General features: G+C 67.2%; 22 protein-coding genes. 7 read left to right on the top strand and 15 right to left on the bottom strand.

What is annotated here, in order from left to right:
* Positions 1-3 precede the first annotated feature (3 nt).
* Complete coding sequence (locus FB468_RS07450) at positions 4-804, top strand: NUDIX hydrolase (protein ID WP_141886782.1); 801 nt, start codon at positions 4-6, stop codon at positions 802-804.
* Here FB468_RS07450 and FB468_RS07445 read toward each other — a convergent pair.
* From FB468_RS07445 to FB468_RS07430, 4 genes are all read right to left on the bottom strand, one after another.
* On the bottom strand, positions 801-1,391 hold the full coding sequence (locus FB468_RS07445) for a TetR/AcrR family transcriptional regulator (RefSeq protein ID WP_141886781.1): 591 nt from the start codon (positions 1,389-1,391) through the stop codon (positions 801-803). The genes FB468_RS07450 and FB468_RS07445 overlap by 4 nt on opposite strands.
* A 96-nt stretch (positions 1,392-1,487) precedes the next feature.
* Entirely contained in the window at positions 1,488-3,161 is a 1,674-nt protein-coding gene (locus FB468_RS07440; RefSeq protein WP_141886780.1) for an AMP-binding protein, read from the bottom strand.
* A 202-nt stretch (positions 3,162-3,363) separates the two neighbouring features.
* Entirely contained in the window at positions 3,364-3,594 is a 231-nt protein-coding gene (locus FB468_RS07435) for a helix-turn-helix domain-containing protein (protein WP_141886779.1), read from the bottom strand.
* Positions 3,591-4,250: a hypothetical protein gene (locus FB468_RS07430; protein ID WP_141886778.1), complete on the bottom strand. Its 660-nt coding sequence runs from the start codon at positions 4,248-4,250 to the stop codon at positions 3,591-3,593. The genes FB468_RS07435 and FB468_RS07430 overlap by 4 nt, the downstream gene beginning before the upstream one ends.
* A gap of 256 nt (positions 4,251-4,506) precedes the next feature.
* On the opposite strand from FB468_RS07430, the gene FB468_RS07425 reads away from it, so the two are divergent.
* Complete coding sequence (locus tag FB468_RS07425) at positions 4,507-7,032, top strand: ATP-dependent Clp protease ATP-binding subunit (RefSeq protein ID WP_141886777.1); 2,526 nt, start codon at positions 4,507-4,509, stop codon at positions 7,030-7,032.
* Between the two features lie 365 nt (positions 7,033-7,397).
* Here FB468_RS07425 and FB468_RS07420 read toward each other — a convergent pair whose 3' ends face one another.
* Both FB468_RS07420 and FB468_RS07415 read right to left on the bottom strand, forming a co-directional pair.
* The gene (locus FB468_RS07420) at positions 7,398-7,976 is read right to left on the bottom strand and encodes a methylated-DNA--[protein]-cysteine S-methyltransferase (RefSeq protein WP_141886776.1); all 579 of its coding nucleotides are present in this window, start codon (positions 7,974-7,976) and stop codon (positions 7,398-7,400) included.
* Positions 7,973-9,565, bottom strand: coding sequence for a DNA-3-methyladenine glycosylase 2 family protein (locus FB468_RS07415; RefSeq protein ID WP_141886775.1), 1,593 nt, complete (start codon positions 9,563-9,565; stop codon positions 7,973-7,975). Before FB468_RS07415 ends, FB468_RS07420 begins: the two co-directional genes overlap by 4 nt.
* A gap of 86 nt (positions 9,566-9,651) precedes the next feature.
* Here FB468_RS07415 and FB468_RS07410 point away from each other — a divergent pair, with 86 nt between their 5' ends.
* Together FB468_RS07410 and FB468_RS07405 are read left to right on the top strand one after the other, a co-directional pair.
* Positions 9,652-10,176 carry an amino-acid N-acetyltransferase gene (locus FB468_RS07410; protein ID WP_141886774.1) on the top strand — a complete coding sequence of 175 codons (525 nt, stop codon included), beginning with the start codon at positions 9,652-9,654 and terminating at the stop codon, positions 10,174-10,176.
* Positions 10,177-10,201: 25 nt separating this feature from the next.
* Positions 10,202-10,864 (top strand): hypothetical protein, encoded by a 663-nt coding sequence (locus FB468_RS07405; RefSeq protein WP_141886773.1) that lies wholly within the window; start codon positions 10,202-10,204, stop codon positions 10,862-10,864.
* On the opposite strand, the gene FB468_RS07400 is transcribed toward FB468_RS07405, so the two are convergent.
* Entirely contained in the window at positions 10,861-11,856 is a 996-nt protein-coding gene (locus FB468_RS07400; RefSeq protein ID WP_141886772.1) for an IS481 family transposase, read from the bottom strand. The genes FB468_RS07405 and FB468_RS07400 overlap by 4 nt on opposite strands.
* A 166-nt stretch (positions 11,857-12,022) precedes the next feature.
* On the opposite strand from FB468_RS07400, the gene FB468_RS07395 reads away from it, so the two are divergent.
* Positions 12,023-12,892, top strand: a complete 870-nt coding sequence (locus FB468_RS07395; RefSeq protein ID WP_141886771.1) for a DUF4190 domain-containing protein — start codon at positions 12,023-12,025, stop codon at positions 12,890-12,892.
* Here FB468_RS07395 and FB468_RS07390 read toward each other — a convergent pair.
* The 3 genes from FB468_RS07390 to FB468_RS07380 all read right to left on the bottom strand — a co-directional run bounded on the left by FB468_RS07390 (position 12,889) and on the right by FB468_RS07380 (position 16,276).
* Positions 12,889-14,637, bottom strand: coding sequence for an FAD-binding dehydrogenase (locus FB468_RS07390; RefSeq protein WP_141886770.1), 1,749 nt, complete (start codon positions 14,635-14,637; stop codon positions 12,889-12,891). The genes FB468_RS07395 and FB468_RS07390 overlap by 4 nt on opposite strands.
* 9 nt (positions 14,638-14,646) lie before the next feature.
* Complete coding sequence (locus FB468_RS07385; protein ID WP_246055797.1) at positions 14,647-15,327, bottom strand: lysophospholipid acyltransferase family protein; 681 nt, start codon at positions 15,325-15,327, stop codon at positions 14,647-14,649.
* A gap of 67 nt (positions 15,328-15,394) precedes the next feature.
* A complete protein-coding gene (locus tag FB468_RS07380; RefSeq protein ID WP_246055796.1) occupies positions 15,395-16,276 on the bottom strand; it encodes a M15 family metallopeptidase in 882 nt (293 codons plus the stop codon).
* Positions 16,277-16,319: 43 nt separating this feature from the next.
* On the opposite strand from FB468_RS07380, the gene FB468_RS07375 reads away from it, so the two are divergent.
* Both FB468_RS07375 and FB468_RS07370 read left to right on the top strand, forming a co-directional pair.
* The gene (locus FB468_RS07375; protein WP_246055948.1) at positions 16,320-17,567 is read left to right on the top strand and encodes a CapA family protein; all 1,248 of its coding nucleotides are present in this window, start codon (positions 16,320-16,322) and stop codon (positions 17,565-17,567) included.
* 46 nt (positions 17,568-17,613) lie between these two features.
* Complete coding sequence (locus FB468_RS07370; RefSeq protein WP_141886769.1) at positions 17,614-18,198, top strand: DUF4916 domain-containing protein; 585 nt, start codon at positions 17,614-17,616, stop codon at positions 18,196-18,198.
* A 219-nt stretch (positions 18,199-18,417) separates the two neighbouring features.
* Here the strand turns inward: FB468_RS07370 and FB468_RS07365 are convergent, their stop codons facing one another.
* The 5 genes from FB468_RS07365 to FB468_RS07345 form a co-directional block, all read right to left on the bottom strand.
* Positions 18,418-18,885, bottom strand: coding sequence for a SprT-like domain-containing protein (locus tag FB468_RS07365; RefSeq protein WP_141886768.1), 468 nt, complete (start codon positions 18,883-18,885; stop codon positions 18,418-18,420).
* Between the two features lie 2 nt (positions 18,886-18,887).
* Complete coding sequence (locus FB468_RS07360; protein ID WP_141886767.1) at positions 18,888-19,751, bottom strand: spermidine synthase; 864 nt, start codon at positions 19,749-19,751, stop codon at positions 18,888-18,890.
* Entirely contained in the window at positions 19,748-20,020 is a 273-nt protein-coding gene (locus FB468_RS07355) for a glutaredoxin domain-containing protein (protein ID WP_141886766.1), read from the bottom strand. The genes FB468_RS07360 and FB468_RS07355 overlap by 4 nt, the downstream gene beginning before the upstream one ends.
* A 57-nt stretch (positions 20,021-20,077) precedes the next feature.
* A complete protein-coding gene (locus FB468_RS07350) occupies positions 20,078-20,728 on the bottom strand; it encodes a phosphatase PAP2 family protein (RefSeq protein ID WP_141886765.1) in 651 nt (216 codons plus the stop codon).
* Between the two features lie 83 nt (positions 20,729-20,811).
* Complete coding sequence (locus FB468_RS07345; RefSeq protein ID WP_141886764.1) at positions 20,812-21,879, bottom strand: DUF7847 domain-containing protein; 1,068 nt, start codon at positions 21,877-21,879, stop codon at positions 20,812-20,814.
* Positions 21,880-22,005: the final 126 nt, after the last annotated feature.

Raw genomic sequence — 22,005 nt, 5'->3', positions numbered from 1 at the left:
CCCATGGCGTTCGAGGCGGGCGGGCGAGGCGCGGCTGATACGCCGCGGCCGCCCGTCGTGCCGCGTCGCTCGGCGTCGCTCTTGCTCGTGCGAGACGACCCCCTGCGAGTACTCATGCTCAGGCGGGGGAGCACGAGGGGCGCGTTCCCGTCTGCGCTCGTTTTCCCGGGCGGTGTGCTCGAGCCTGAGGACAGCGTCGTTGCCGCAGCTCACGGGTACGACGCCACCGACGAGTTCGCGGCGCTGCGCGCGGCCGCGATACGCGAGACGTGGGAGGAAGTCGGGGTGCTGCTTGCCAGGGACCCGAGCGATCGGTTTCTGACCCGGCCCCAGGTTCCGACACCCCTCGCGGCAGGCGCCGGGGGGCTCGGCGGCGTGCTTGGGGCAGCCGCCGCGCGGCTCGCACTCGACGAGGTCGTGCCCTTCGGGCGGTGGATCACGCCGGTTGAGGGGAAGCGCAGATTTGACACCGACTTCTTTCTCGCCCGCGCGCCGGAGGAGCAGGAGCCGACGGCGGACGGAGTTGAGGCGGTCGCGCTGCGCTGGGTCGAGCCAGCCGAGGTGCCCGCGCTCACGAACGAGATGCTGCTGCTGCCGACGCTCATGAACCTCAGGCGCCTCGGTTCGTTCGGGTCGGTCTCCGAAGCGATCGAGGCGGCGCCGAGCTTGCCGCGAGTGCCTGTGACCTCGACGGTGGGGTTCGACGGGGCGGGCAACCCTGTCGTGCGAATCCCTGCCGAGGCGGGCTACGGCATCACCGAGTTCTACCCCAAAGACCTCGGGCACTTCCAGTTCGAGCGCTAGGCCGAGTCGGCAGTAAAGAGCGCGCTGAGCGCGAGGTCCGCGAGGATATCCCGGACCCTCGACGGCGATGCGAGCGACCCGCTGTAGGGGGTCGAATTGAGCAGGCCGAAGACGGCGTGCAGCCTGACCGTGAGGTCGGCCCTGCTCGCGTCAGGCATGAGGCGCTCGGTGATCTGCACCCACCCGTTCACGTACCGGCGCTGCAGGCTACGCACTCGGCGCCGGGGCTCCTCTGGAAGGTTCACGAGCTCACGCTCCTGCGCAAGGATCACGTCGCGCTCGTTCGTCGCGAAGTCGAGGTGGAATCGGACGAGCCTGCGGAGGGTCTCCTCGTCGCTGAGCCCCTCCGCGATGATCGCCTCGTAGCCCGCGAGCAGCCGCTCACTCGCACCCACGAGAAGCTGCGTGAGAATGTCTTCTTTGCTCGAAAAATGACGGTACAGCGCTGGGCCGCTCACGCCGACGGCCGATCCGAGAAGATCGATTGAGACGCCGCTGAAGCCGCGCTCCGCGATGAGCGAAGCAGCGGCCTCGAGATAGCGCTCCCGGCGCTGGGCCTTGGCGACCTCCCTGGGCGAACTGGACATGGCCTCATCGTATCCCAGCACCGCGACTTCGGCGTGATACCGCTGCCGGTCGGTTACCAAGCGGTAACCGTGGCAGGGTAGGCCCAGGGTCGGTGGCTAGTGAATCGCCGCGTCGGCGAGCGCTTGCCTGAGCACGAACTTCTGGATCTTGCCGCTCGGTGTGCGTGGAAGCGCGTCCATGACGACAACGCGTTCAGGCCAGTAGGGCTTCGCGACGCCCTTCTCGTTGAAAAACGACTTGAGGTCTTCCAGCTCGAAGACGGCGTCGGGGTTCTGGAGGGTGACGACCGCGCACGCGATCTCCTGGAGGCGAGGGTGCGGCAGCGCGATGACCGCAACGTCTCGGATGTCGGTGTGCTCGTAGAGCACGTTCTCGACGTAGGCGACGGGAATGTTCTCGCCGCCACGAATGATGACGTCTTTCGTGCGCCCCGCGATCCGGATATACCCCTCCTCATCCATCGTCGCGATGTCGCCGGTCTTGAACCACTCGCCGTCGAACTCCTGCCTCGTCTGGCGGAGCTTGCCGAGGTACCCCTGGAAGAGGAACGGGCCGCGCACCTGCAGGTCGCCCTCAACGCCGGCGGGCACGGCCTCGCCGTGCTGCGAGACGACCCGAACCGCCATCCCGGGAAGAGCCCGGCCGTCGGTGTTGACGATCTTGTCGGTCGGGTCCTGCGGGGTTCCCATCGTTGCGAGGCAGCACTCGGTCTGGCCCCACCCGCCGAACACCGACATCGACGAGAGGAGGCTGTTCGCCCGTTCGACATAGACCCGCGGAATCGGGGCGCCCATGCAGCAGAAGCGCTTGAGCGAGGACAGGTCCCTGTGCTCGAGGCCGTCGGAGCTGATGAGGTCGTGGAGGAAGGGCGTCGCGCCCGACGTGTGCTCGATGCCGTATCGCTCGACGAGCCCGAGGAACTCCTCGACGTCCCACGTTGCCTGGAAGACGCCCGTGCCGCCGAGGATGATCGGTAGCGAGACGCCGTACAGGTAGCCGGTGAGGTGGCCGAACGTCGAGGCCATGTGAATCACCGAGGTCTCGTTCATGCCGAGCCTGTCAGGCCAGGGGAGGGCCCCCGCGATCAGCGTGTTGTGGGTGTGCATCACACCCTTCGGCTGGCCCGTCGTGCCCGACGTAAACATGAGCAGGGCGACATCGTTCGGGTTCGGGCGCCTGGCCGCAAACTCGGAAGGCGAGACGGTCTCCTCCCACGGCGTATCGATGAACGATTCCCAGCTGCGCGTGCCGTCTGGGGAATCACCGTTTGAGTCGACCACGAGCACGTGCTCGAGGCTGGGCAGGTTCGGGCGGAGCCGCGAGATCATCTCAGGGTAGTCAAAACCCCGGAACTCGGCGGCGGTCACCAGCACCTTGGCGCGCGATTTCCGCAGCATGTAGGAGACCTCGCGATCGCGGTAGATCGGGATCAGGGGGCTGGTTACGGCGCCAACGCGCACCGCAGCGTAGTGGGCGATCAGCCACTCGCGGCGGTTGGGCAACTGGATGGAAACCGTGTCGCCAGGCTCGACCCCGAGGTCGATAAACCCGAGGGCCGCGCGATCGACGAGGCGTTTGAACGCCGCATACGTGAGTTCGCCAGCGCCGTCAACGATCGCGAGCCCGTTGGGGGAGGCGGCCGAGGCGGCATCGAGGTAGTCCGTGATCAGGCGATTCTGCCACCAGCCGGCCTCCGTGAGCGTCGTGACTTGCTCGTCTGTGATGAGGGACTCAAAGAGCGGAGCCCCAGCTGTATCTCTGCTGGCCATGATTGATGCTCTCTCGTAACCGCGTGTGTGTGAGGGGCCGGTAACTTCACCGCGTGGGGAGATACCGAGGCGCGGTCGCGGGTCGCGTCATCCCGGACTGCACAACAGGGACGAATGTAGCATGAAATATTAGAGTTTTGAAGTTTCTCTTTTGGGATGGGCTCTCGTGTGGGGTGCCGAGTGGGGCAGGAGTGGGTTTGGTTTATGCGGTGGTGACGAGCAGGTCGCCCACCTCGCAGTTGAGGGCGCGGCAGATTGCGGTGAGCGTTGTGAATCGAATGGCCTTCGCCCGATCGTTCTTGAGTACTGAGAGGTTCACAATGCTCACGCCGACCCGGTCAGCGAGCTCGGTGAGCGTCATGCCGCGCTCGGCGAGAAGCTCGTCGAGGCGGCAATGGATCGCGTGGCCTTCCACGGGCTCGGCCGGGGTCATACGAGCCCCTCGGTCTCGCGCTGCAGTCGCGCCCCGACCGCGTAAGCAAATAGTACGACGGTGAACGCGAGTGTCCCGAGCAGTACGGGTGTGGGGTTGCCGCTAGCAAGCATCCACACCTCGAGATTTCCCTCGGACAGTCTGTGGATGAGCTCGTTCGAGGCCATCTGCTGGAGCAAAGAGGAGAAGAAGTACCCAGCCGCTCCAAGTGTTGCGCCAACAAAGAGAATCGCCGTGTTTGCGCGGCTAAAAACCCTCCCGCGGAACGTGTTTCGGCCCAGCAGGATGAGTGCAGTGACTACTGCGAGGGTGGCAATGTAGGCGACGGTGTGCTGTGCGGTGAGGTAGCCGGTTTCGATTGACGTTAGCCGGTCGACCGTGACCGAGCCTGCGGAGACGTCAATGGGAAAAGGTGTTCCGCTCGTTGTGTCATGCAGCTCTGCTGTCGCATGGAGTCCATAGGTCTTGACTGGCACGGTATGCGACCCCGTAGCGTGTAGTTCCGCGAGTCGGTAGATGTATGTCGAGGTGCGCTCAACGGCCGCAAGTAGCACGATTGCTAGCAAAACCACCAGCGTGACGCGGTCGGCTTTGTTCGGGCGATAGTCATTGGCGGTCGCCTCGGGGTGCGTGGGGTTCGCTGGCCTGCTCCGCATATGTATCCTCCGCTGTCTGGCCGGAGGTACAGCGCACGATCCGGCGATCCTTATCGATAATCGTTGTTATCGCTAATCGATAACTTAGGCGCTCATGGGCCGTCGCGTCAAGCGCGCTGGCCTCAAACGATCGGTCGCGTTGCCGCAAGCGTGCGCCGTAACGCCTCTGGCGAACACGGCCCCACTGACAGGGAAGGGCGCGTAGCCTTTAACCAGCGGCGGTTCCATACCCCGTGGACCGTCAAGGAGGGTATAGATGTTTGAGAGATTCACTGACCGCGCTCGCCGCGTGATCGTGCTCGCCCAGGAAGAGGCGAAGCTGCTCAACCACAACTACATTGGTACTGAGCACATTCTGCTCGGCCTCATTCACGAGGGCGAGGGTGTCGCAGCGAAGGCTCTTGAGCAGCTCGACATTTCACTCGACGCTGTGCGCGCGCAGGTTACCGAAATTATCGGAACCGGTCAGCAGCCGCCGTCGGGCCACATTCCGTTCACGCCTCGCGCGAAGAAGATGCTTGAGCTGAGCCTGCGCGAGTCGCTGCAGCTCGGCCACAACTACATTGGCACTGAGCACATCCTGCTCGGCCTCATCCGCGAGGGCGAGGGTGTCGCAGCCCAGGTGCTCGTGAAGCTCGGCGCCGACCTGAACCGCGTGCGCCAGGCCGTGATCCAGCTCCTCTCCGGCTACCAGGCAGGCAAGGAGAACGCGACCGTTGGTGCCCCCGAGGCCGGCGACGCCCCCAAGGGCTCGCAGGTGCTCGACCAGTTCGGCCGTAACCTCACGCAGGCTGCCCGTGAGGGCAAGCTCGACCCCGTTATCGGGCGTGAGAAGGAGGTCGAGCGGGTCATGCAGATCCTCTCGCGCCGCTCCAAGAACAACCCCGTGCTCATCGGTGAACCGGGCGTCGGCAAGACCGCGGTCGTCGAGGGTCTCGCACAGGCCATCGTCAAGGGCGAGGTTCCCGAGACACTGAAGGACAAGCAGGTCTACGTGCTCGACCTGTCGTCGATGATCGCCGGTAGCCGCTACCGTGGCGACTTCGAGGAGCGCCTGAAGAAGGTCACCAAGGAGATCCGCAACCGCGGCGACATCATCATCTTCATCGACGAGATCCACACGCTCGTCGGTGCCGGTGCTGCCGAGGGAGCGATCGACGCGGCGAACATCTTGAAGCCGATGCTCTCGCGCGGCGAGCTGCAGACCATCGGTGCGACCACGCTCGACGAGTTCCGCAAGCACTTCGAGAAGGACGCAGCGCTCGAGCGCCGCTTCCAGTCGATCATGGTGAACGAGCCGTCGCTGCCGCACACCATCAACATTCTGAAGGGTCTCCGCGACCGCTACGAAGCGCACCACAAGGTCTCGATCACCGACGGCGCAATCGTCGCCGCCGTGAATCTCGCGGACCGGTACGTTCAGGATCGCTTCCTCCCAGACAAGGCCATCGACCTGATCGACGAGGCCGGCGCACGCCTGCGCCTCTCGATCCTGTCGAGCCCGCCTGAGCTGCGTGAATTCGACGAGAAGATCGCCGTGGTTCGCGCCGACAAGGAGCAGGCGATCGAGGCCCAGGACTTCGAGAAGGCCGCGAACAAGCGCGACGAAGAGAAGAAGCTCATCGCCGAACGCCTCCGCCTCGAGAAGCAGTGGCGCGCGGGCGACGTCGCGACGAACGCTGAGGTCGATGAGGGGCTCATCGCCGAGGTGCTCGCGCAGGCGACCGGCATTCCCGTGTTCAAGCTCACCGAGGAAGAGACCTCGCGTCTCCGCTTCATGGAGGATGCCCTGCACCAGCGGGTCATCGGCCAGAACGAGGCAATCTCGGCGCTCGCGAAGACGATCCGCCGCCAGCGCGCTGGCCTGAAGGATCCGAAGCGCCCCTCGGGCTCGTTCATCTTCGCCGGCCCCACCGGTGTCGGCAAGACCGAGCTCGCGAAGGCACTCGCCGAGTTCCTGTTCGACGATGAAGACGCGCTCATCTCGCTCGACATGTCCGAGTACGGCGAGAAGCACACCGTTTCGCGCCTGTTCGGTGCCCCTCCCGGGTTCGTTGGGTTCGAAGAGGGCGGCCAGCTCACCGAGAAGGTGCGCCGCAAGCCGTTCTCCGTCGTGCTCTTCGACGAGATCGAGAAGGCTCACCCCGACATCTTCAACTCGCTCCTGCAGGTGCTTGAAGAGGGTCGCCTCACCGACGGCCAGGGCCGCGTGGTCGACTTCAAGAACACCGTCATCATCATGACGACCAACCTCGGTTCGTCGGCGATCGCCGGTGGCCCGGTCGGCTTCCAGCTCGAGGGCGACTCGCAGGTCGGTTACGAGACGATGAAGGGCAAGGTCAACGAGGAGCTGAAGAAGCACTTCAAGCCCGAGTTCCTGAACCGTGTCGACGACACGATCGTCTTCCCGCAGCTGTCGAAGACCGAGCTGCTGCAGATCGTGGACCTGTTCGTGAAGCAGCTGAAGGATCGCCTGCTCGACCGCGACATGTACATCGAGATCACGACGCCCGCGCGCGAACGGCTCGCAGAGATCGGGTACGACCCGACGCTCGGCGCACGTCCGCTGCGCCGCGCGATGCAGCGGGAGATTGAGGACCAGCTCTCGGAGAAGATCCTTGGCGCCGAACTGCTCGCTGGCGACACCGTGATGGTTGATGTGGAGGAGGGGAAGTTCACCTTCGCCACCAAGCGCGACCAGGAGAAGTCGCACGGCGAGGCCTCGGCTTCGGCTGCGGCAGCTGCCGCCTCGACCGGGCTCACCCCCGGCCAGGGCGAGTAAGCTCCACCGCGTTCACACCCCGGAGGGGGCTCGGCATTGCGCCGGGCCCCCTCCGGGCTTTTGGGGTGTTTGGGTGTTTGGGTGTTTGGGTGTGTTTGGGGCGTGCTCGGTGCCGTCCCTCCGCAGGCGGCGCGCCCTCCGTATGGGATCAACCCTTGCAATGCCCGAAACCGCCAAATCGGGGATTCCTTTTGCAGATCACAGACGGATGGACTGGGAGGGGCCGGAACTGCATGGGTAGAGGGCTTGGGGCCTCTGGCCTGGGGCTTGGAGCCTGGGGCTGGGGCCTGGGGCCTGGGGCCTGGGGCCTGGGGCCTGGGGCTGGGCCTGGGCGCTGGGGCCTGGGGCGGCGCCCGGGCCGGTCTCTACGCCACAGCGCCCTCGTGCCTGAGTAGCCTGTGCTTCACTTCGGTGCCGAAGAGGTACCCACCGAGCCCGCCGTCAGCGCGAACGATCCGATGGCAGGGAACAACCAGTGCGACGAGGTTGGTCGCGCACCCCGACGCCGCCGCCCGAACCGCGGCGGGCCGACCCGCCAGCGCTGCGAGTTTCGAATAGGTGACCGAGTCACCCGCCGGAACACTGCGAAGCGCCCGCCACACCTCACCCCGAAACGGGGTCTCTCGCTGCCCGACCCGCAGCGTATCGATGGCTTGCAGGTTACCGGCAGCGTACGCGGCAAGCGCCTCAGGTATGGCTCCGGAAGTCGTCGGGTGGTCGGCGAGCCCGCGCGCTGCGAGCTCGGGGTCGCTCTTGGTAAGCCGCTCCCAGAGCGGGTCAGAGGTCGGAGTAGTGGGTGTGGTCACCGGGGCCGCGGGTTCAGCCCCAGTGGCAGGCTGCGCGAGGAAGCCGGCCGCGCACACCGCGCCGTCCTCAGGCCGCCACACGGCGAGAAACGGCTGGCCGACGACGTCGACGATCGCATACGAGAGGGGAGTGCTCATGAGTGCTCCTTGCGGGGAGTCGTGGACGAAGAGGGGGCAGTTGCTGGAGTCGCCTTCGCGAGGAAGTCGGCCCACAGAAACTGGGTCGCGTAGCCGCGGAATGGCCGCCAGGCCTCGGCCGCCTGCTCCGCCTCGCGAGCACCGGCCACCCCAAGCGCTCGGCGGAGGATAAGGTCGCCCGAGGGGTACGCGTCGGGGTCGCCGAGGGCGCGCATCGCGATGAGCTCGACAGTCCAGGGGCCGATGCCGCGGAGCGCGATGAGCTCGGCCCGAGCGCGCTCGCGGTCGGCACCCGGGCCGATGTCGAGCCCGCCCTCGAGTGCCCGTGCCAGCCCCTGTAGTGTCGCGGCCCTGGCGCCAGTGATGCGAAGCGTCGCCTGCAGCGTCTCGGGTGTCTCCGCCGCGATGCGCGCGACCGAGATATGGCCCGCGAACGCGTGCTGGCCGTCAGCCGGTGCCGTTGTCTCGAGTTCTGCCGGAGCCGCGTACCCGGCAACGAGCCGACCCTGGAGCGTGCGGGCGGCCGCGAGTGAAACCTGTTGACCGAGCACCGTGGCGAGCGCGAATTCGTGCGGTTCGCGAGCGCCCGGTAACCGCAACCCCGGCCTGGCGGCGACCAGGGGCGCAAGCACTGGGTCCGTATCGAACGCGGCGGCGAGCTGTGACGGGTCAGCATCGAGGTCGAGCATGCGCCGCACGGCCCCGATCGCGGGCATTGTGTCGGCGAGGCTCGGCAGCGCGAGCGACACCGGCACACCGAGCATGCCTGGCTGTTGGAGCGCGACCTCGGGGATGTCGTGCCACGCGATCGTCACCGCCGCTGTTCCACCGGGCACGTCGATCGCGTGCGATGTTGGCGAGTCAGGATCGGCCCCGATCGCGTCGCGCCCGGGGATCGCGTGGGCCGCAAGGAACGCACGGGTCGCGCGCCTGTCGAACGGTGCGCGGGTCTGGAGACGGAGCGCCACACTCGGGCTTCCGAGCGGGCTGAGGCCGGGTCGATCCTGAACGATGCCGCGCGCGAGCTGCGACGGGGCGACACCGAACTCCTCTCGCATCGTTTCCCCGAACTGACGCACGCTGCCGAACCCCGCCGCGAACGCGACGTCGGTGAGCGAGAACGTCGTCTGCTCGATGAGCGTCCGCGCCGCGTGCGCGCGCCTGGTCCGAGCGAGCTGGAGCGGGGTCGCGCCGATCTCGTCGAGCAGCATGCGCCGGAGATGCCGCTCGCTCACGGCCAGCGAGCTCGCGAGCCCGGTGACCCCGACTGCGTCGACAGCCCCGTCGCGGATGCCGCGGACGGCGCGGGCGACGAGGTCGCTGCGGTGATCCCAATCCCTGCTCCCGGGAAGCGCGTCTGGGCGGCAGCGCTTGCACGCGCGGAACCCGGCAGCGACGCAGGCGGCCGCGCTCGGGAAGAACCGGCAATTCTCAGGCTTTGGCTTGCGCGCAGGGCACGACGGTCGGCAGTAAATGCCGGTGCTCGTGACGCCGAGGTAGAAACGCCCATCCCACCGCCGGTCGCGGCCCGAGGCTGCGCGATAGCACGCGTCGAAGCTGAGTGGGAGGGGTGGAGAGGAGGAGGGCACGGAAACATTCTGCCGCGCGCCGCTGGGCCGGGCACGCGGAAATCGGACACGGCGGTGGGGTATGCGGCGCGGACTAGACTTTGTGCATGAGTGTGAGCGACCCTAGCGCTATCAATGTCCGCCCCGCGACGACCCACGACGTCGTGAAGATCGTGAACCTCATGGAGCCCCTCGTTGCCCGCCGAATTCTGCTTGGCAAAGACCTTGTCGAGCTGTATGGCGCCGTTCCCGGGTTCATGGTTGCAGAGGACGCGGCCGGCAAGGTCATCGGCTACGGTGCCCTGCACGTCATGTGGGAGCACTTAGGCGAGGTACGCACTCTTGGCGTCTCGGAGGAGTACCTCGGCAAGGGCGTTGGTCGCGCCGTGCTCCTCGCGCTCGAGGAACGCGCACGCGGGCTCGGCCTGCAGCAGCTCTTCTGCCTGACGTTTGAGACCGAGTTCTTCGGACGCAACGGCTTCGAAGAGGTCGGGGAGAACACCGAGCTCGTGGCCGCGGAAGTGTACGCTGAGCTGCTCCGCTCACACGACGAGGGCATCGCGGAGTTCCTCGACCTCGCGCGCGTGAAACCGAACACGCTCGGCAACACGCGTATGCTAAAGCGCCTGTAGCGACTTTGCGGGGTACGCTGAGGCCATGGCCAGGCGACCACCTCAAGACCCGTCGGAGCAGCACGAACCGCGCTCGGTTCTGCGCGATCCTGTTGGGCCCGAGGACCGCAGCGTCTACGTGCGCCGCAGGCTCATCGTGCTGCTCGGGCTCGTGGCGGTCATCGCCACCATCGTGCTGATCGTCGTGCGACCCGGGTCGAGCACACCGAGTGACACAAAAGACGTGAAGGTTCCCTCCGACGTGGCGGAGACCCCAAAGGCCGACCCAAAGAAGGCGGGGGAGCCTGTCGCGTGCGCCCAGTCCGCCCTCGAGGTCGTGCCGGTGACTGACCAGGGTTCGTACGGCGAGGGCGAGTACCCGCAGCTCTCACTCACCGTGAAGAACACCGGCAAGGACGCGTGCGTCGCCGACCTCGGCACCGCCGGGATGTCGTTCACCGTGTCGAGCGGAAGCGACGACGTCTGGCGGTCGACTGACTGCCAGACCGGCGCGGAGTCGCTGCCCGTTGTGCTGAAACCGGGCGAGACGCTCGAGAGCGAAGCGATTCCGTGGGATCGGACCCGTTCAAGCACCGAAACCTGCGAGATCACCCGCGACCCCGTCGTGGCAGGCGGGGCCTCGTATCACCTCAGCGCGGGAGCCGGCGGGGCTGAGGGCGAAGAGACCGCCCAGTTCTTGCTCTACTAGCTGTACTGCCCGGGGAGGTTGCTCGATAGTCGTGTGACTGGCGGGAGCTGCCCGATGGCCGAGTGGGGCCTGTGCTGATTGTAGTAGTGCAGCCACGCGGGAAGTGCTTTCCGTCTCGCCTGCTCTGAAGAGTAGTGCCGACTGTACGCCCACCCGTCCGCGAGGGTGCGATGGAACCGCTCGATTTTCCCGTTGGTCTGCGGCCGGTACGGGCGTGTCCACTTCGGTGTGATTCCCAAGCCGCTGCAGGCATCACGCCAGGCGTGAGAGCGGTACGCGGATCCGTTGTCCGAGAGCACCCGCTCGACCCGCACCCCGCGATCTTGGAACCAGGACACGGCCCGCTGGAGTACTCCGATCGCGGTCTCGGCCCGCTCGTCATCGTGGATCTCGGCATACGCGACTCGGGAGTGGTCATCGATCACGGTGTGCACGTAGGCGTGCCGCATCAGCACGTCACGCCTACGGCTCCGTTCCTTCCCGGGAGTCGCAGCCCGGTTCTTCCCACCCTGGACTCGTCCGACCGTGCGCCAGCCTCCTCCGTCAGGAATGTTGCCGAGCTTCTTCACATCGACATGGATCAGGGAACCCGGATGCGGGTGTTCGTACCTGCGGGCTGGTTCCCCGGTCTTCCGGTCGATGTGGGAGAGCCGGTTCAACCGTTCCCGCACCAAGACTGCGTGAACCGTGGAGGGTGGAAGCTGCAGGAGACCGCCGATCTCGACCGGGCCGAGTCGGCGCGTGATCCGCAGGTGCTTGATCTTCCGCACGATCGGGCGCGGGGTCTGGTTCGGGTGGGCGTGCGGGCGAGAGGATCGGTCGGTCATGCCGGCGATCCCATGCTCGGCGTAGCGTCGAGCCCATTTCTGAGCGGTCGGCCAGGCGACGTGGAAATAGTCAGCGGCGTGCGCGACTGTCCATCCTTCATTGATGATGAGGCGGGCGATGCGGAGTCGTTGGCGTGGGGTCAGGGCTGCGTTAGCGTGGGACACGAGAACCTCCGGTGTAGAGCTGTAGTGGTAGCAGCTCCACTCTGCCCGGAGGTTCTCGTCTCTGTCACGGAGTCCAGATCAAACAACGACCCTGGACACTACAACTAGCCCGGGCCCCGGTACCTTCACCGTGAGGCCTAAAGGCAATGCCCCGTAGAATTGGGGCATGACTCAGCTGCCCCCGGACCTGACCCCAAACCAGCCGCCTCTCGACGGGAACGCCGACAGCGGTGCTTCGACCCCCGAGACAGCGGGGGCACAGGTTCCCCCGGCGCAGCCTACCTACGAACAACCCTCGTACGGGCAGCCCGCATTTGAGCAGCCCGCGGCGTACCAGGATCCCGCATACCAGGTCCCCGCATACGGACAGCCGGCGTACGGTCAGCCGGGCTACCCGCAGCAGGGCTACCCCGTCGGAACCCCGATGCCGCAGGGCCCGCCACCCACGAACGTGTTCGCGATTGTCGGGTTCGTCGCCGTGTTCTTCTCAGGTATCGCCGGCGTGATCCTCGGCCACATCGCACTGAACAAGATCAAGCGCTCGGGCGAGGGCGGCCGTGGGTTCGCGCTCGCCGCGACGATCATCGGCTACGTGCGCATCGGTCTGAGCGTGCTCGGCACGATCCTCTTCTTCGTCTTCATGGGCGTCTTCGGCGCGGCGGCCCAGACCAGCGGTTGGTCGAGCGACCACGGCAGCGAGTACTACAACGGCGACTCCTCCGAGACCGAGGGCTTCGACGGCGAGTGGGACCCCGAGTTTGGTGATATGCCGTGGCTCGGCACCGAGAACGAGGCCGTCTGCACTGCGCTGCTCGCGCCCGAGGTGTCGATCTTCGACGACGCCAGCACCTACTACCGCGACCTGCTGCGGGCCTCTGGCGACGCAGAACTCAACACGCTGCTCGAAGAGCTCATCGGATACGCCGATGGGGGCGATGTCTCTTCGGACGAGGCGATGGACAAGCGCTTGCAGGCCGAGCTCAAGTGGTCTGAGGTGAGCTCCGAGATGGCAAGCGTCTGCATGGGCGAGCGCTAACCCGCGGCGACCGCGCGGCCGGCAGCGCGCCCGGAGAACAGGCAGCCTCCGAGGAACGTTCCCTCCAGCGCGTTGTAGCCGTGCACCCCGCCGCCGCCGAACCCCGCGGCCTCGCCCACGGCGTAGAGGCCGGGAATCGGTGCGCCATCAGCCCCGAGCGCCCGCGATGACAGGTCAGTCTGTACCCCGCCGAGCGACTTCCGCGTGAGCACGTGTAGCTTAATGCCGACAAGCGGGCCCGCCGACTCGTCGAGCAGCTTGTGCGGTTTCGTTGTGCGCGTCAGGCGATCGCCCAGATAGCGGCGCGAATTGTGCACGCTCATCGCCTGCGCATCCTTTGAAAACGGGTTGTCGAACTCGGCATCGCGGGCGCGTACCACCCGCTCGACCTCGGCGGCGTCGAGGAGCGGCTGGTCGGTCAGTGCGTTCATCTTCTCGACGAGTTCCGCGACCGAAGCCGCGGTCACGAAGTCGGCGCCGCGATCGATGAAGGCTTGCACTGGGCCCGGCGCGCCCTTGCCGAGGCGTGTCTTCATGAGGAGCTTCTTGTCTCGGTTCGTGAGATCGGGGTTCTGCTCCGACCCCGACAGGGCGAACTCCTTCGCCGCGATCCTGCTCGTCACGATGAACCACGAGTGGTCGTGTTCGGCGAGGTCGGGGGTGGTCCGCAGGAGTCGCAGCGTGCCGAGCGTGTCGTGCCCCGGCAGGCCCGGGGCGGGGAGCCGCCGCCCGAGGGCGTCGAGCCAGAGGGGCGACGGGCCGGGCAGGATCCTGATCGCGTGGCTCGGCCAGACCGGATACCAGTTCTTGATGCCCTCGGTGTAGTGCCACATACGATCCTGATTCACCAGGCGCGCTCCCGCCGCCCCCGCGATCGCGAGCATGCGCCCGTCGACATACGCGGGGACGCCGGTCACCATTTCGCGCGGGGGAGCGCCGAGTCGCTCGGGCCAGTGCGCGCGCACGAGGTCGTGGTTGCCGCCGATGCCGCCGCTCGCGACGATGATGCTCGGCGCGCGGAGCCCAAACTCGCCGAGTTCGACGCGGTTGGACGCGGCGCCGCGGTCGCCGTCGTCGTGCGCGAGCACCGTGCCGCGCACGCCGACAACCGCTCCGCCCTCCGTGACGAGCTCGTCGACCCTGTGCCGGTGCCTGAACTCGGTTCGCCCCGCCTCGACTGCCTCGTAAGCGGACTCAACGAACGGGCGCACGACTCCCGTGCCGGTGCCCCACGAAACGTGAAACCTCGGTACGGAGTTTCCGTGGCCCGTGGCGGTGAGGTCGCCGCGCTCGGCCCAGCCGACCATCGGGGTGAGGTCGATGCCGACCTCACGAAGCCAGGCGCGTTTCTCACCCGCAGCCCACTCGACGTAGGCTCGACCCCAGCGCTGACCCCAGGTGTCGGAGTCTGGGGCGGCTGAGCGGCTGCCACCGCTGGCTCCGTCGGCAGCCTCGTCGGCTCCGGCAGCTTTGTCGGCTCCGTCGCTGGGGTGCGCGAGCCGATCCCACTGGGCGCTGCCCTGCCAGTCTTGCCAAGCGAGGTCGAACGAATCTTTTACGCCGAGGCGGCGTTGCTCGGGAGAGTCTACGAGAAACAGCCCGCCGAACGACCACCAGGCCTGGCCGCCGACGTTCTGCGGCCCCTCTTGGTCAACGATGATCGTGCGCAGCCCCGCTGCGTAGGCCTCTCGTGCGGCGACGAGGCCAGAGAGCCCGGCCCCAACGACAATGACATCAGCGTCCATGCCGCCATGCTACGCGCCGGTGCTGCCCTCGGCGAACTTTTCTGCGCACTCCTGCCCCGAGAGGGCCTGGATCGCGCCCATGATCCGCTCCGTTGCTTCACGCCGGGCCCGGCCTCCGGGGAGGGCGCCGAGGTCGCTGAGGTCGAGCGGGGCGCCAAACAGGATCGCGACGCGTTCGCGGCGGCCCGTCTGCGGATTGCGGAGGGCTCGATTGGTGCCCCAGAGCCCCACAGGTACGACCGTCGCGCCCGTCTCGAGCGCGAGCCACGCCGCACCGCTGCGCCCCCGGTAGAGCCTGCCATCCTGCGACCGACTGCCCTCCGGGAACACCACGAACGCGCTGCCTGACTCGAGCACCTCGCGGCCGGCATCGAGCGCCGCCTGCGCCGTCGAGGAGCTGCCGCGAACCACGGGGACGGCGCCGATCCCCTCGAAGAACCACCGGCCGAGCGCGCCACGGAACAGCGATGCTTTCGCAAGGAACTGCACCCGGCGCGGCGTGAACGACGGGATAAGGATCGTGTCGAGCATCGACTCGTGATTGCTCACGAGGAGCAGCGGCCCGGTGCTCGGCACGAGCTCCCGGCCCGTCACGCGCGGGCGGTAGCGGAGCCACAGCGCTGGCCGCAGGATCGCTCGGCCAACGGTGAAGATGGGGCCTGGGCGAGCCGGTTTCGCTGGGATGGTCACCGCACGAGTGTAGCGCCCAGCGCATACCGGGGCGGGGCCCAGGGCCGCGACTCGCGGGCCGTGCCGGCTAGCTATAGTCGGGGGCGGCGGGTAGGCCGAAGAACTCCTCAAGCGTCGTGACGCCCTGGTCGCGCATCTCGAGCGCGAGGTCTGGGCCGACGTACCTGAAGTGCCATGGTTCGGGCATGAACCCGGTGACCTGCTCCTTGCCCTCGGGGTACCGCACGATGAAGCCGTAGTCGGCGGCGTTCTCCGCGAGCCAGGAACCCGCGGGGGTGTCGCCGAAGCAGCCGTCGAGGTAGCAGGAGCCGTGGTCGTCGAGGTCAACGACGAGCCCCGTCTGGTGCTCCGAGTGCCCCGGCCTCGCCGAGTACCTGTCGGCCGCCGCAGCGCCGTCGCGGTTCACGTACCCGTCGTACAGCGCAACCTGCGTGGCGTAGTCGCGGTACGCGCTGATGATCCAGACGGAGTGGCCTGCCTCCTTCGCGCCGCCGATGAGCGCTTCGACCGCGCGCGCCGCGGGTTCCCGAAGTGGCTGGGCGAACTCGTTCTCGACGCCGTTCGTCGCGACGAGGTCGCCAGGCGCCCAGTCGATCGGGTTGAGCGGACGAGCCTTGTTGCTCACCACCCAGAGCGAAGCGGGGTCGTCGATCGACTGTGCGCCGCGGTCGAATGCGTGCGGCTCCGCGGTCGGGGTTGGGGTCGCTGGCTTGTCTGCCTTCGGGGCCTCCGTGCCGGGCGAGGCTGTGGGCGGAGCAGGGTCTGCGGGCGCGCAGGCCGTGAGGGCGCCCAATGCCACGAGTGTCGCGGCGCCCAGGGCAGCAGCTCGGCGCGCGCGTCGCGCCGAGCTCGGCGCTGCGTTCCCAGCTTCGCTCGGAATCATTGCTCCGCTCACAGGGGACGCGGAGGCGGCTGTATCCGGGCGCGTGCCGAGACCGTGAAGCTTCATGGGATCAGCCTAACGAAGGCCTTAAGCTAAAACTGTGGCTGACATGATGCAACCGGACCCCTCCCAGCGGGCCTCGCGGCGCCCTAAGCGCGCGGGGCTCATCGCGATCATTCTCGCGGCGGTGCTCCTGCTCGGCGGGGCAGCGGTTGCGGCGGCGCTGCTGTTGGGTGGAACGACGGATCCGGATCCTGATCCCACCCAGAAACCCAGCCCGTCGCCGAGCGCCGAGACGCCGGAACCGCCCGCGGCGCCGAAGGCGACCCACGTCATCGCGATGGGCGACATGCTGCCCCACGATTCGGTGAACGAGAACGCGCAGCAGCCGGGTGGCGGGTACGACTACGCGCCGTTCTTCGCAGGGATCCGCACGCAGCTCGATGCCGCGGACGTGACGTTCTGCAACCAGGAGGTGCCGAGCGCGGGCGTCGAGTTCGGTGTGAGCGGCTACCCGACGTTCAACGCGCCGACCGAGTTTGCGCGCGACCTGCGCGGGGCCGCCGGCTGTGACCTCGTGAATCTCGCGACGAATCACAACGCAGACAAGGGCACCGAAGGGATCGCCGCGACCCGGGCTGCGTGGGATGCGCTGAGCCCGGCGATCGTGAGTGGTGCGAACCGTAGCGCTGACGAGCAGGGAGCCGTTTCGGTGCTTGAACAGGACGGTAAGACGTTCGCGCTCGTCTCGTTCGCCGAGTTCTCGAACGCGCCGGTCGACAGGGTCTCGATGAACTTCATGGACGACGACGCGCTCGTGCAGAAGCTCATGACGCAGGCCCGCGAGAAGGCCGACGTCGTGATCGTCTCGGCGCACTGGGGCACCGAGGATTCGCACGAGGTGAACGATGCGCAGCGCGCCTTCGCAGCGAAGCTTGCCGGCCTGGGCGCTGACGTTGTCGTCGGCACTGGTCCCCACGTGCTGCAGCCCGTGACCTGGCTCGACCGGGTTGATGGCGGGAAGACGCTCGTCTGGTATTCAATCGGCAACATGCTGAGCACTCAGCTCGAGCTCGACCAGCGCACCGGCATCATCGCCGGGTTCGACGTCACCACTGACGCAGACGGGCGCGTGCAGATCGAGAACCCGACGGCGATTCCGACGTACATGCACTACGAATGGACCGCGGAGCAGGAGGCCGCCGGTGACCTTGCGGCCCGCCACAAGCTGTCGCTCACACCGCTCGCGGATTCGGCAGACCTGCTCGGGCAGGCGCGCTTTGGAGTTACGGCCGAGGATCAGTACGCCGCAACGGCGAGTATTCTTGGGCCCGACGTGACCGTGCTCGAACGATAACCGGCGCAAAGGCCTGAAACTCGGGTCAGCCTGGCAGAATGAGAGCATGGCGATAGGAACCGCAGACCTCCCTGACCTCCCAGACCCCGACGGCCCGGAGGATCGCCCCGCGCCCGCGGGCAACCCGGGCTGGCTGAACGAGGAAGAACTGCAGTTCGTGCGCGGCCGGACGCCGGTGCTCTACGTTGAAGCCGTGCCCGTCAGGCTCGACGGCCTCGGCAAGGTCATCGAGGTAGGGCTGCTGCTGCGCAGCACTGCCGAAGGGCACCTCACGCGGGCGTTCGTCTCTGGCCGCGTGAGGTTCGGCGAGCCGCTGCGCGAGGCGCTCTTCCGGCACCTCGAGAACGACCTCGGGCCGATGGCGTTTCCGCAGATGCCGACCACGCTCATGCCCGCGCAGGTTGCCGAGTACTTCCCGATGCCCGGCATCTCCCAGTACGTCGACGAGCGGCAGCACGCGGTTTCGTTGGTGTATGTGGTGCCGGTGACGGGCAGCTGCGACCCGAGGCAGGATGCCCTCGAGGTGACGTGGATGACGCCGGAGGACGCGCTCGCCGCCGACACGCTCAATGAGTTGCCGGGCGGGCGGGGCGAGCTGCTGCGCCAGGTGCTGAGCACGGTCGGCTGCTGAGCCCTGCTGGTGGCTGACGGCTGACGGCTGACGGCCGACGGCTGGTGCTGGTGCTGGTGCTGGTGCTCGGCCCCGTCCATTCGCCCCAATTATTCTGAAGCACCTCAAACTCCGGGCTTATTTGATGCCCAGGCGATTATTTGGGGTGGAATGGGGCGGCGGTCGGAGCGAGGCGGCAGAGCGGGGCGAGGTGAAGCGGAGCGGCGGGAAAGCCCCACCCTACGCGGCGCGGCGCTCCCAGACGATGAGGTGCGCACGCGAGAAGCCCCGGGCGCACTTCGCGCATGAAGCCTCCCGCACCGGCTTTCGGAAGCGGTAGTGCTCGTGCCCGCCAGGGCAGTGCCCCACCCACGGCGCGCGCTCGTGCGCGATTTCACCCTGGTGGGTGCGCCCGCCGACGTACCCGAGGTCGCGAGCGATGCGCGCCCACTTCGGGCCGTGCGCGGCGGCGGGCCCGGCGATCGCGTGCGCGACCTCGTGGAGCAAGATCTGGTGGACCTCGTCATCGTCGAACTTTTCTGCGAGGTACTTTGAGACGCTGATGCGGCGGTCCGTGTAGTTGCAGAGCCCGGCACGGCGCTTCGCGTTGTCGAACGCAAACGTCCACGAGCCTGCGCCGAACAACGGGTCGAGGTGGTGACGGATCAGCGCCTCAGCCCAGTGCCTCACCCGATGCAGCTCGCTCACGGCTACGCACCGAAAATGCCGGGCGAGGGCGCGGGCGAGTCGACGGCCGTCGCGTCAGTGACGGGCTTGGTCGAACCGATAAGCCCACTGAGCTCCTGGCCCTCAAGTAACCGCGCGGGGTGCGGGCCGCCCGCGAGCAGCCGGGGCAGCCAGTCGAGCTCGCCAACAGGCGAGTCTGCGGGGGAGTTCGACGCAATGATGACAACGTTGCCGAAGCGGCGGCCCTTCAAGACCTGCGGTTCTGCGACAGCGACGACCTCGCTGAACAGCGACTTGAGGGTCGCAAGCTGGCCCCGCACGAAGGGCAACCCCGTGCCGTCTGCAGCATTCACAACGACGACACCGTGCGGCGCGAGGAGCGGGCGCACGAGCTCATAGAACTCCACGCTGGAGACGTGCGCGGGAGTCTGGGAGCCCGAAAAGATGTCAACGACGATGAGATCCATCGCGCCGTGCATGCCGGCGGGCAGCTTGCCGAGCACGGCGCGCGCGTCGCCGTGCCTGACTCGGATACTTGCGCGCTTCGGCAGGGGCGCGGCTTCGCGGACCAGATCGACGAGGGCGCTCTCAAGCTCAACGACCTGCTGCCTGCTCCCGGGGCGCGTCGCCTCAATGTAGCGGGGGAGCGAGAATGCTCCGCCCCCAAGGTGCAGCGCAGAGATCGGGGCGCCGGCGGGTCGGAACAAGTCAATGACGTGACCGATGCGCCGCATGTATTCGAAGAACAGGTCTGATGGGTCGCGCAGGTTGACGTGCGACTGCGGCGTGCCGTCGATGACGAGTTCAATGGCGCCATCAACCCACTTGTCGGCCTCGATCGAAGCGGTGCGCCCGGAGGCAAGCGTGACGGGCGGGGGGAGGATCACACCAGCCCGAGCTCGGTGAGCTTCGCGCGCATGTCTGCGTCGCTCGGCTCGACCTGGTGGGTGCCGTCGGGGTAGGTGATGACGGGAATGTTCTTACGGCCGCTGATGTCGGCAGCGACGTCTGCCGCCTCGGGCGTCTCGACGAGGTCGATCCACTCGTAGGCAACCTGTGCTTCGCCGAACACGCGCTTTGCGCGGCGGCAGTCGCCGCACCAATCAGCGCCGAAGATGCGGATGCTTGGGGTCTCGGTCTGCTGGGTCTCACTCATGCCGCCAATCTTACGTTCTTCCAGCTGCGAGTGGGCGGCGGGGCAGCAGCCTGTGGATTACTGCGGCAACACGCGTCGCCGCCAGAGTCGCTGGGCGATGACGGCCGCGGCGATCCCGATAATTGCCCCCGCTACGGTGTCGCTCAGCCAGTGCACACCGAGCGCAGTTCTGCTCCACATCATTGCTGCGGTCCAGGAGACGGCCGCGATCCACATCCATGTGATCGTTGAGCAGCTCACGAACGTAGCGCCACTCCGCTGAACGGAGGCGACGGCGTACGCGAGCGAGACCGCGAGCGCCGCCGCGCCCATTGAGTGGCCGGATGGGTACGAATACCCATCCCACGGGTAGAGCGCCTCCATCGGTCGGGGGCGCGCGACGAGCAGCTTTATCGTCTCGGAGAGAACGACGCCGAGGATCAGGGCCGTCGCGATCGCGGCGGCCTCCCTGCCGAAGCGGCGCGTCAGTAGGAGCGCGCATGCCACCGCGCCGCAGGCGGCAACGCCGACACTGGAACCGATCTCAGCGAGGAACGCGGCGACGGTGAACGCCGCGGATCGTGGATTCAGTCGCACCGCGTCTCGCCAAGACTCGTCGAGCGGGAGCGGTCCCGTGTGGCCGAAGTGCAGGTATGCGCCGAGCCCGGCTACCGCGAGGATCGCGACGGTCGCCCAGATGATTCCTGGGGCCGCGGGCTTCGAAGTCATAGGAGCCACAGTATCCGGCGAGCCTGCCCAGTCCCTGGCAGCAAACCTCGGATTTGCTGAGACGGTTCGACACGGTGGCGCCGCTAGCCGAGGTGGGAGCCCGGCGGCACGGTGACGAACGGATCTGCGAGCTGCGCGGGTGCGTAGCCCGCGGCGCGGGCCGCGTGGTACTGGTACAGGGACGCAGCGAGAGGATCCTGTCGTGTGCGCGCGTCGAGGTACACATTGGCCGTCGCGGCTGCCGTCACCGGCAGGATCGCGGCCCCTGAAATCACCACCGGTAGCCCTGCAAGGTACGACGCGAGGAAGCGTGGGCCGGTGATGCCGGTCTCCCCGGCCGGGCTGGGCATGAGTGCCTGAGTGAGGCCCCAGAACAGCAAAACCAGGATGCCTGCGGCAGCGGCTGCAACGAGCCCCAGCAAGAGATATAGCCCGACGACGCGCCAGCCTCGGCCGCGGGTCAGGCTCCAGGCCCGGCGAACCGCGTTCCAAGCTGAGGTGCGCTCGCAGACGATGATTGCGGGCGCGATTGAAATGCGCGCCGAGAACCACAAGATCGGGACAAAAATGCCCAGGAGGAGTAGTACGAGAAGCACTACGGCGGGCGCCATTGCCTGACTTAGGCCAGCGACCAGACCGAATATGATGCCGGCAATCACACCCGCGATGCCAGCGGCAATGCCCAATGCGATTGCGAACGCGATGACGAGGCCGCCGTAGCCAACAAGTCTGCCAAACACGGGGCGGGTCGCCGCCCAGAGCTCGGCCGGGGTGCCGCGGTGCCCGAGCGCCTCAAATCTCACGCTATTCGCGACGTAGCCCTGTAGCACCGCGCCGCCCAACACTGAGACGACGTAGTAGACAACCGAGGATAGTAGCGTCAGAAGGAGGATGCCGACTGTGGCTGAGTCGTACCTCGGGCTCGGCTCGTCGTTGAGGCCCGCGGCATCAGAGAGCGCCGTAGGGATCGCAAACAGCAGGTGAACCGCGAGGGGCAGGAGCATCGCCCAGAGCACGAGTGGCTTTGGATTGCGAGCGACCGCAGAGAACCCGCGCGAGAAAATCGCTCCGAATGTGAGCGGCCCCGGGAAGAGGGGAGGCACGGGGGTGCCGGATGGGCGGGGGTGCTGTGCCGAAGGCTGAGGTGTCACTCGCTTCACTGCTCCTGGGAATCGGGATCTATGGTCCGTGTACCCCCAACACATCGCCCAGTCTTGCACGCTTTTGCGAAACCTGAGAATCAGGCCCGGCGAAGCCCTTGTCAGGTGATAACGATG

The sequence above is a fragment of the Leucobacter komagatae genome, assembly GCF_006716085.1.
GTDB classification, from domain to species: domain Bacteria; phylum Actinomycetota; class Actinomycetes; order Actinomycetales; family Microbacteriaceae; genus Leucobacter; species Leucobacter komagatae.
Note: the sequence above shows the minus strand (reverse complement) of the source record. Positions and strands in the feature narration are given on the sequence as shown.

Bases quoted from the DNA above. Each gene is read 5' to 3' on its own strand.
- FB468_RS07450 (WP_141886782.1), top strand. From the start codon at position 4: ATGGCGTTCGAGGCGGGCGGGCGAGGCGCGGCTGATACGCCGCGGCCG.
- FB468_RS07445 (WP_141886781.1), bottom strand. From the start codon at position 1,391: ATGTCCAGTTCGCCCAGGGAGGTCGCCAAGGCCCAGCGCCGGGAGCGC.
- FB468_RS07440 (WP_141886780.1), bottom strand. From the start codon at position 3,161: ATGGCCAGCAGAGATACAGCTGGGGCTCCGCTCTTTGAGTCCCTCATC.
- FB468_RS07435 (WP_141886779.1), bottom strand. From the start codon at position 3,594: ATGACCCCGGCCGAGCCCGTGGAAGGCCACGCGATCCATTGCCGCCTC.
- FB468_RS07430 (WP_141886778.1), bottom strand. From the start codon at position 4,250: ATGCGGAGCAGGCCAGCGAACCCCACGCACCCCGAGGCGACCGCCAAT.
- FB468_RS07425 (WP_141886777.1), top strand. From the start codon at position 4,507: ATGTTTGAGAGATTCACTGACCGCGCTCGCCGCGTGATCGTGCTCGCC.
- FB468_RS07420 (WP_141886776.1), bottom strand. From the start codon at position 7,976: ATGAGCACTCCCCTCTCGTATGCGATCGTCGACGTCGTCGGCCAGCCG.
- FB468_RS07410 (WP_141886774.1), top strand. From the start codon at position 9,652: ATGAGTGTGAGCGACCCTAGCGCTATCAATGTCCGCCCCGCGACGACC.
- FB468_RS07405 (WP_141886773.1), top strand. From the start codon at position 10,202: ATGGCCAGGCGACCACCTCAAGACCCGTCGGAGCAGCACGAACCGCGC.
- FB468_RS07395 (WP_141886771.1), top strand. From the start codon at position 12,023: ATGACTCAGCTGCCCCCGGACCTGACCCCAAACCAGCCGCCTCTCGAC.
- FB468_RS07390 (WP_141886770.1), bottom strand. From the start codon at position 14,637: ATGGACGCTGATGTCATTGTCGTTGGGGCCGGGCTCTCTGGCCTCGTC.
- FB468_RS07380 (WP_246055796.1), bottom strand. From the start codon at position 16,276: ATGAAGCTTCACGGTCTCGGCACGCGCCCGGATACAGCCGCCTCCGCG.
- FB468_RS07375 (WP_246055948.1), top strand. From the start codon at position 16,320: ATGATGCAACCGGACCCCTCCCAGCGGGCCTCGCGGCGCCCTAAGCGC.
- FB468_RS07370 (WP_141886769.1), top strand. From the start codon at position 17,614: ATGGCGATAGGAACCGCAGACCTCCCTGACCTCCCAGACCCCGACGGC.
- FB468_RS07355 (WP_141886766.1), bottom strand. From the start codon at position 20,020: ATGAGTGAGACCCAGCAGACCGAGACCCCAAGCATCCGCATCTTCGGC.
- FB468_RS07350 (WP_141886765.1), bottom strand. From the start codon at position 20,728: ATGACTTCGAAGCCCGCGGCCCCAGGAATCATCTGGGCGACCGTCGCG.